Origin of the sequence: Pedobacter sp. (assembly GCF_035566355.1) — a bacterium.
In the GTDB taxonomy this organism is placed as follows: domain Bacteria; phylum Bacteroidota; class Bacteroidia; order Sphingobacteriales; family Sphingobacteriaceae; genus Pedobacter.
The window spans coordinates 1-5,554 of sequence record NZ_DATMRL010000040.1 but is presented as its reverse complement, the minus strand read 5'-3'; the positions used below and the strand labels follow the sequence as shown (position 1 = coordinate 5,554).

Here is a 5,554-nt window from a genome sequence, read left to right as displayed (position 1 = left end):
CACAATTTCAGGAAGGTTAACCAAATCACCTTCCATACTGAAAATTCCATCAGCAACGATTAACTTAGCAGAATCCTCAGGAAGACGGCTCAATTTCTTGCGCAGATCTTCCATATCATTGTGCGCATATTTTATAGATCTTGAAAAAGACAATCTGCTTCCATCAATAATAGAAGCATGGTCATACTCATCCAGGATCAAATAATCATTTCTGTCCAGTAAGCAGGAAATTACACCCAGATTCACCTGAAAACCTGTGCTAAAAAGTACGGCAGCCTCTTTACCAACATAACTGGCCAGTCTTCTCTCCAGCTCTAAATGAATATCCAGTGTTCCATTCAGGAATCTCGATCCTGCACAACCCGTTCCGTATTTTTCAACAGCTTGTTTTGCTGCTTCTTTAATTTTTGGGTGATTGGTCAATCCTAAGTACGAATTTGATCCAAACATTAATACTTTTTTGCCATCAATGATCACTTCTGTATCCTGTGCAGATTCAATAGACCTGAAATAAGGATACAGGCCTTTCTCTTTGATTGCATTTGCATCCTTGAATGATGCAATCCTATCGTGTAATTTTTTACGCATGCCTGAATTATATAATTTTTTCTTCAGAGGGGTTCATAATATTTATATTCCAAATTTAACCAACAATGGCCAAATTAAAACTTGATCTAAATATATTAAAAATATGTTAATTTAAGATGAAACAAAAGTAATTCATTGCTAGACTATATTCGTGTTTTAGTCTATAATATTTTTGTCAAATAATTAATCACATATTAAGTTTTGTTATTTAATTGTTTAAAGTTAATTATTTTAGCCTAAAGTCATCACTCATTCGACATTTTAGGTCGATTAGTCTAAAATGAATATTCATTTTTATTCTTGTTTCCTATCCCCTCAATCAGCAAGTCAATCATCTCATCAAAGTATTCCCCAGACTCAAATTCAGAACTCTCAATACTCAAAGGATAATGCAATCCCCTAAAGGCAGTAACCATCATAAAGGCCATTTTATTCATCTTAATCAGAGAAAGTTCTTTGAATTCACCCGATTGCGAGCCGCCAAGTAAAATCTCTCTGATCATATCAATCTGAATTTGTTCATACCTGGTTTTCAAGCACATCAGCACTTTCAGACTTTCCATAGAATCCTCAAAAATCACCTCTTTAAAAGAATGATATCCCACTATTGCAGTTATTTGTGCATGAAGAAAGGCTTTCAATTTGTCTTTTGCTTTCCTTGCTGCATTGACCGCCTCCCTCAAACTCTTCACCACATTTTTCATTTCACTCTCCACAACCGCCTCAAAAATCTCCTTTTTACTTGGAAAATAATAATAAAGCGTACTCTTGCCTTTTCCTGCAGCTGCAGCAATATCTTCCATGGTCGTTTTTTTCAAACCATGTTTTCCGAAAAGCTTTTTGGCCCCGGCAAGTATTTCTGTAATTACAATTTCATCCTTTTCCATTGTCTGTCTTCTAAATAATAGACCGAAATTCAATTCAGGTCCAAAAGTACATAATTATATAATAGAATCGCGATAAGTGTTTCCTAAGGCGAAAATATTACAAACAATAAACAAAAAAGGGGGCCTGCGCCCCCTTTTCGTTCTGATTACCAATAGTTAAAAGGTCAACTTAAGCCTTACTCCACCATTGGTGAGCTTGAGATCCTGATTCGATAATTTTCCAACCGGTATTTTCAAAAAAGGTTCCACTACTATATTATATCTGTTAAAAATTTCCTGTTTCCTACCCACAGAAAAGTTAAAAAAGCCCAGATAGCTATTCCCATTCAGGGGTGTTTCAGTTACAACCTCATTATTTTTTTCCCTCAGAACACTCTGAAAAGACTTAATATCTCCCGTAGCAACATCCTGTAAAGTACTCGAAACTTCCAGTTCTGTTAAATATTTATTATTTCTCTTCTCACTGATCACTCCGAAATAGGAAACACCAACAGAAGTATACAACTGTTTATTTACATTAAAAGTTAAAGAAATCGGAATGTCAATGGCCCGGATATCTGAGTTAACAGAAGTCAGCTTTTTATTTGACATCGTACTGGCCTGGCTAAAATCAGGCGTAAGGTTTTTCCCGGCAGCCATCGCAACATAGGCAACTCCGGAACTTAAAGAAAAACTTTTGGATAATTTATACTCGGTGGTCACCCCTGCCCCCATATTCAACCTTGACTGTAATAAAGTTGGAGAAACTTCAACCCCGAAATCCCACCTTGAATCAGTTTTTGCTTTTGCCGTTTTAGCCACGGGCTTCGAGGACTCTTCCCTTAGAAATTCCATAAAATCCTTCTCCTTTGCTGGTTCCTCAACGGCTGCATGCGCCTGATTATTTAACCCTGCCGACGCAACATCCGACTTTTTGAATGGTTTGGAACTGCTATCTGAACCCAGCGCAGCAATCATTTGTGTATTCGGTTTAATTGCCTCACCAGAAACCTTTTCATTTATAATCTCATTCTGATGACCTTTATGCTCAAACAACAAGGCCTGGTTTGCTGACGCTCTTTGATTACCATCCTGGACATCAGATTTCGATTTCTCCGGCCCCACGTGATGATTGTCTTGTGCGCCCACACCAGCATGGCCACCAACGCTTCCTGCGGGCAATTGATTTTGTTCCTTTTTTACAGCCACAGTTGCCTGTTCAACACTATTCTTTTTCCAAACAAAAGGTAAAACAGAGCAAATCACCAACAGAGCAGCTGCAACACCTATCCAAATCACACCTATTGGCCCTTTCTTTCTGCTACGCTTCGAGAAATCTTCCCAGGCTCCAGCCTCATAGGGTTCCTCATGCTCTTTAAAAAGAGCAGCGATCTCATCAATTAATTCTTTCTTATCCGGAGCTTCCATCCCTTAACTCTAATGCTTTTTTATATATAATTCTCTTAACCGTTGCTTTGCCCTGGTTAAATAAGTTCTGCTTGAACTCTCAGGGATAGCTAAAGTTTTAGATATCTCATCATGACTAAAACCCTCTATTTCGTACATATTGAATACCGTCCGATGCAAATCAGGCAGATGGTACAACAATTTCATAATATCATCTACAAAAAGTGTATCCGTTATCTCCACATGCCCGGTCGAAAGGTTTTCATAATCCTCCACAAAACTCAGCGGAGATTTATTGAGCCTGATCCTGTCCAGTGCTGTCCGTACCGTAATTTTTGCCAGCCAGGCCTTAAAAGACTTTTGAAAATCCTCAATAACATGATTGTGTTTAAAATCGTACATGTTCTTAAATGCTTTAATGAAGCTGTCATTAACAACTTCCTTGGCCGTATCCCTATCCTGGATATACCTAACCGCAACACCCATTAAATACCCCCAATAAAAGATATAAATCCGTTCTTGCACCCGCTTATCATGAGCCCCAAGTCCATCAATAATATCCTGGAACATTATACTTTTTTTATCCACGCTTCGATAAGCCTATCTTTTGTTATTAATTTATTCCCGGTCCCGAAGGGCAGACATTTAACCCTAATAAAAGACAAACGGAGAGGAATTGTAAAACGCTACAAAATTATTCAATATTTATTATTAAATGTAATCTTTTGATTTCTGGTCATTCTCCGCATACCCACTGAATTTTTTTTAAAAATTTTGTAGCGTCTTTAAATCACCAACCGTTTACACAGCATAAAACATTTATTTAATTTAAAATATTAAACACATGAGACTACCAAAACTATCAAAAAGAACGTCCATATTTGCTGCTTTACTTGGTGTTGCTGCTATTTTCGGCGCCTGTAAAAACAGCAATTACGACAATGTGAACACGCCTGCAGTAGCTGTACTTAGTGTGGTTAATGCCTATCCGAACACCAATCCATTGGATTTTTACCTGGGTACTGAGAGGGTAAACAATACAGGTTTATCTTTCGGACAGAACATTCAGTACTTCCGCGTATATGAAGGTAAGAGAGAAGCAAATATTGCTGTAACCGGAACAACAACCAGCCTGCTGAAAAAAACCGTAGATATCCAGGCCGGAAATTATTATTCACTATACATAACAGGTGATAAAACAGAAACCTTGGATTATTTACTGATCAAAGACAACACTGATGCTCCTGCCAATGGAAAAGCAAAAATAAGGTTCATCAATCTTTCGCCAGATGCACCGGCACTCAATCTGGTTATAAACGACAATGCGACTAAATTTGAAAATATTGCTTACAAAGCGAATACGGATTTTAAAGATGTGACTGCAATTGACAAATCAACTTTAACCCTAAAAAACACAACGGGTACTGAAGTTGGAATTAAGCTTAGTGATTACAAATTTACAGCTGGAAAAGTATATACAGTTTGGGCAAAAGGGTTACTGAACTCAACAACAGATGCTAATAAACTTACTGTTCAGGTAACAAGCCATAATTAATTATTGGATCCAAATCCATAAAAAAAGCAGCCTTTCTATTCGAAAGGCTGCTTTTTTTTATAACCACAATTCTATCTCCTTCCCTGGCGCAGGATAAAAGCCGCAAGCATCAGCGCCACAGATAAACCTGAAATACCTGGAAAAAGAATAAAAAGATATAGGAGTCCACTAACAGCAGCTACTGCCAGCATAAATAACAGACCTTTTAAAGGTGTTTCCATCTTAAATGCCGCAATCAATGCAAAGACATAGAAGGTTCCGGAAAGTGCATATATAAACATAGCACAAAGATGGACATGTAATGTTAAGTTAATGTTAAGGATTAAGAAAAGTTATCAAGAATTTTCTCTAACCAGATTAATTATCTTACACAGATTATGATCCCCTTGTGCTGATCTATCCAACTTCCTCTTTAACGTTTCCGGTTCTCTTTAAAGCACCCCAACCTTCCAGTTCTCCCCTCAAAGCTTTTCTGATGGAACGGAACAATACGATATACATCAATTGTCGCCAGTAAAAACGCTGGGGAATAATGTAAAGCAGGTTTTTATATTTCTCTTTTTCCATCCTGTAGGCCAATAAGGCAAACAACATATCCACAATAATAAAAATCACGTAAAACAGCAACACCTGACCAAAACCGTTCTGCAAGCTCATAATGCTATGAATTCCCTCAAAGGTCAAAGAATTTACAGAAGCCAGCGAACACAACCCGCTCACCAGGGAAATCACCATAAAAAGATCCGCTAATGGCGAAAATAAAGGCAAAATAATCTGATAGATCAGAATATTCGGCATACCGATCATTCCAAAATAGCCATACTTTCTCTTCAATAAAGTATCCCGGTTCTTCCAGAAACTCTGCATCACCCCAAAACTCCATCTCAAACGTTGTTTCAGCAACATATTTACTGTTTCCGGGGCCTCTGTATAGGCAATAGCCTCATTGGAATTTTTAACAACGTAGCCTGCTCTCAAAATACGCATGGTCAGATCACAGTCTTCAGCAAGTGTATCCGTAGTAAACCCACCTACTTCTTCGATCACCTTTTTCCTAAAGGCACCAATGGCACCAGGAACCACTGTGATCGTATTTAAAAGATCAAACGCACGTCTATCCATGTTCTGTGAGGTGATA

Annotated in this window: 7 protein-coding genes; 1 reads left to right on the top strand and 6 read right to left on the bottom strand. The window is 37.9% G+C overall.

Going from position 1 to position 5,554, the window contains the following annotated elements:
* The 4 genes from VNZ46_RS01375 to VNZ46_RS01360 all read right to left on the bottom strand — a co-directional run.
* Positions 1-588: aminotransferase class I/II-fold pyridoxal phosphate-dependent enzyme (locus VNZ46_RS01375; protein ID WP_325558279.1), on the bottom strand; the 588-nt coding region annotated here is incomplete at its 3' end.
* Between the two features lie 275 nt (positions 589-863).
* Positions 864-1,475, bottom strand: coding sequence for a TetR/AcrR family transcriptional regulator (locus VNZ46_RS01370; RefSeq protein ID WP_325558278.1), 612 nt, complete (start codon positions 1,473-1,475; stop codon positions 864-866).
* Positions 1,476-1,631: 156 nt separating this feature from the next.
* Entirely contained in the window at positions 1,632-2,882 is a 1,251-nt protein-coding gene (locus VNZ46_RS01365; RefSeq protein ID WP_325558277.1) for a hypothetical protein, read from the bottom strand.
* A gap of 9 nt (positions 2,883-2,891) precedes the next feature.
* The gene (locus VNZ46_RS01360; RefSeq protein ID WP_325558276.1) at positions 2,892-3,431 is read right to left on the bottom strand and encodes an RNA polymerase sigma factor; all 540 of its coding nucleotides are present in this window, start codon (positions 3,429-3,431) and stop codon (positions 2,892-2,894) included.
* A 274-nt stretch (positions 3,432-3,705) separates the two neighbouring features.
* On the opposite strand from VNZ46_RS01360, the gene VNZ46_RS01355 reads away from it, so the two are divergent.
* Positions 3,706-4,416: a DUF4397 domain-containing protein gene (locus VNZ46_RS01355; RefSeq protein ID WP_325558275.1), complete on the top strand. Its 711-nt coding sequence runs from the start codon at positions 3,706-3,708 to the stop codon at positions 4,414-4,416.
* 71 nt (positions 4,417-4,487) lie between these two features.
* Here VNZ46_RS01355 and VNZ46_RS01350 read toward each other — a convergent pair whose 3' ends face one another.
* Positions 4,488-4,697, bottom strand: coding sequence for a hypothetical protein (locus tag VNZ46_RS01350; protein ID WP_199083431.1), 210 nt, complete (start codon positions 4,695-4,697; stop codon positions 4,488-4,490).
* A 115-nt stretch (positions 4,698-4,812) separates the two neighbouring features.
* Positions 4,813-5,554: glycosyltransferase family 2 protein (locus VNZ46_RS01345; protein ID WP_325558274.1), on the bottom strand; the 742-nt coding region annotated here is incomplete at its 5' end.

Bases quoted from the DNA above. Each gene is read 5' to 3' on its own strand.
- VNZ46_RS01360 (WP_325558276.1), bottom strand. From the start codon at position 3,431: ATGTTCCAGGATATTATTGATGGACTTGGGGCTCATGATAAGCGGGTG.
- VNZ46_RS01355 (WP_325558275.1), top strand. From the start codon at position 3,706: ATGAGACTACCAAAACTATCAAAAAGAACGTCCATATTTGCTGCTTTA.
- VNZ46_RS01350 (WP_199083431.1), bottom strand. From the start codon at position 4,697: ATGTTTATATATGCACTTTCCGGAACCTTCTATGTCTTTGCATTGATT.
- VNZ46_RS01365 (WP_325558277.1), bottom strand. From the start codon at position 2,882: ATGGAAGCTCCGGATAAGAAAGAATTAATTGATGAGATCGCTGCTCTT.
- VNZ46_RS01370 (WP_325558278.1), bottom strand. From the start codon at position 1,475: ATGGAAAAGGATGAAATTGTAATTACAGAAATACTTGCCGGGGCCAAA.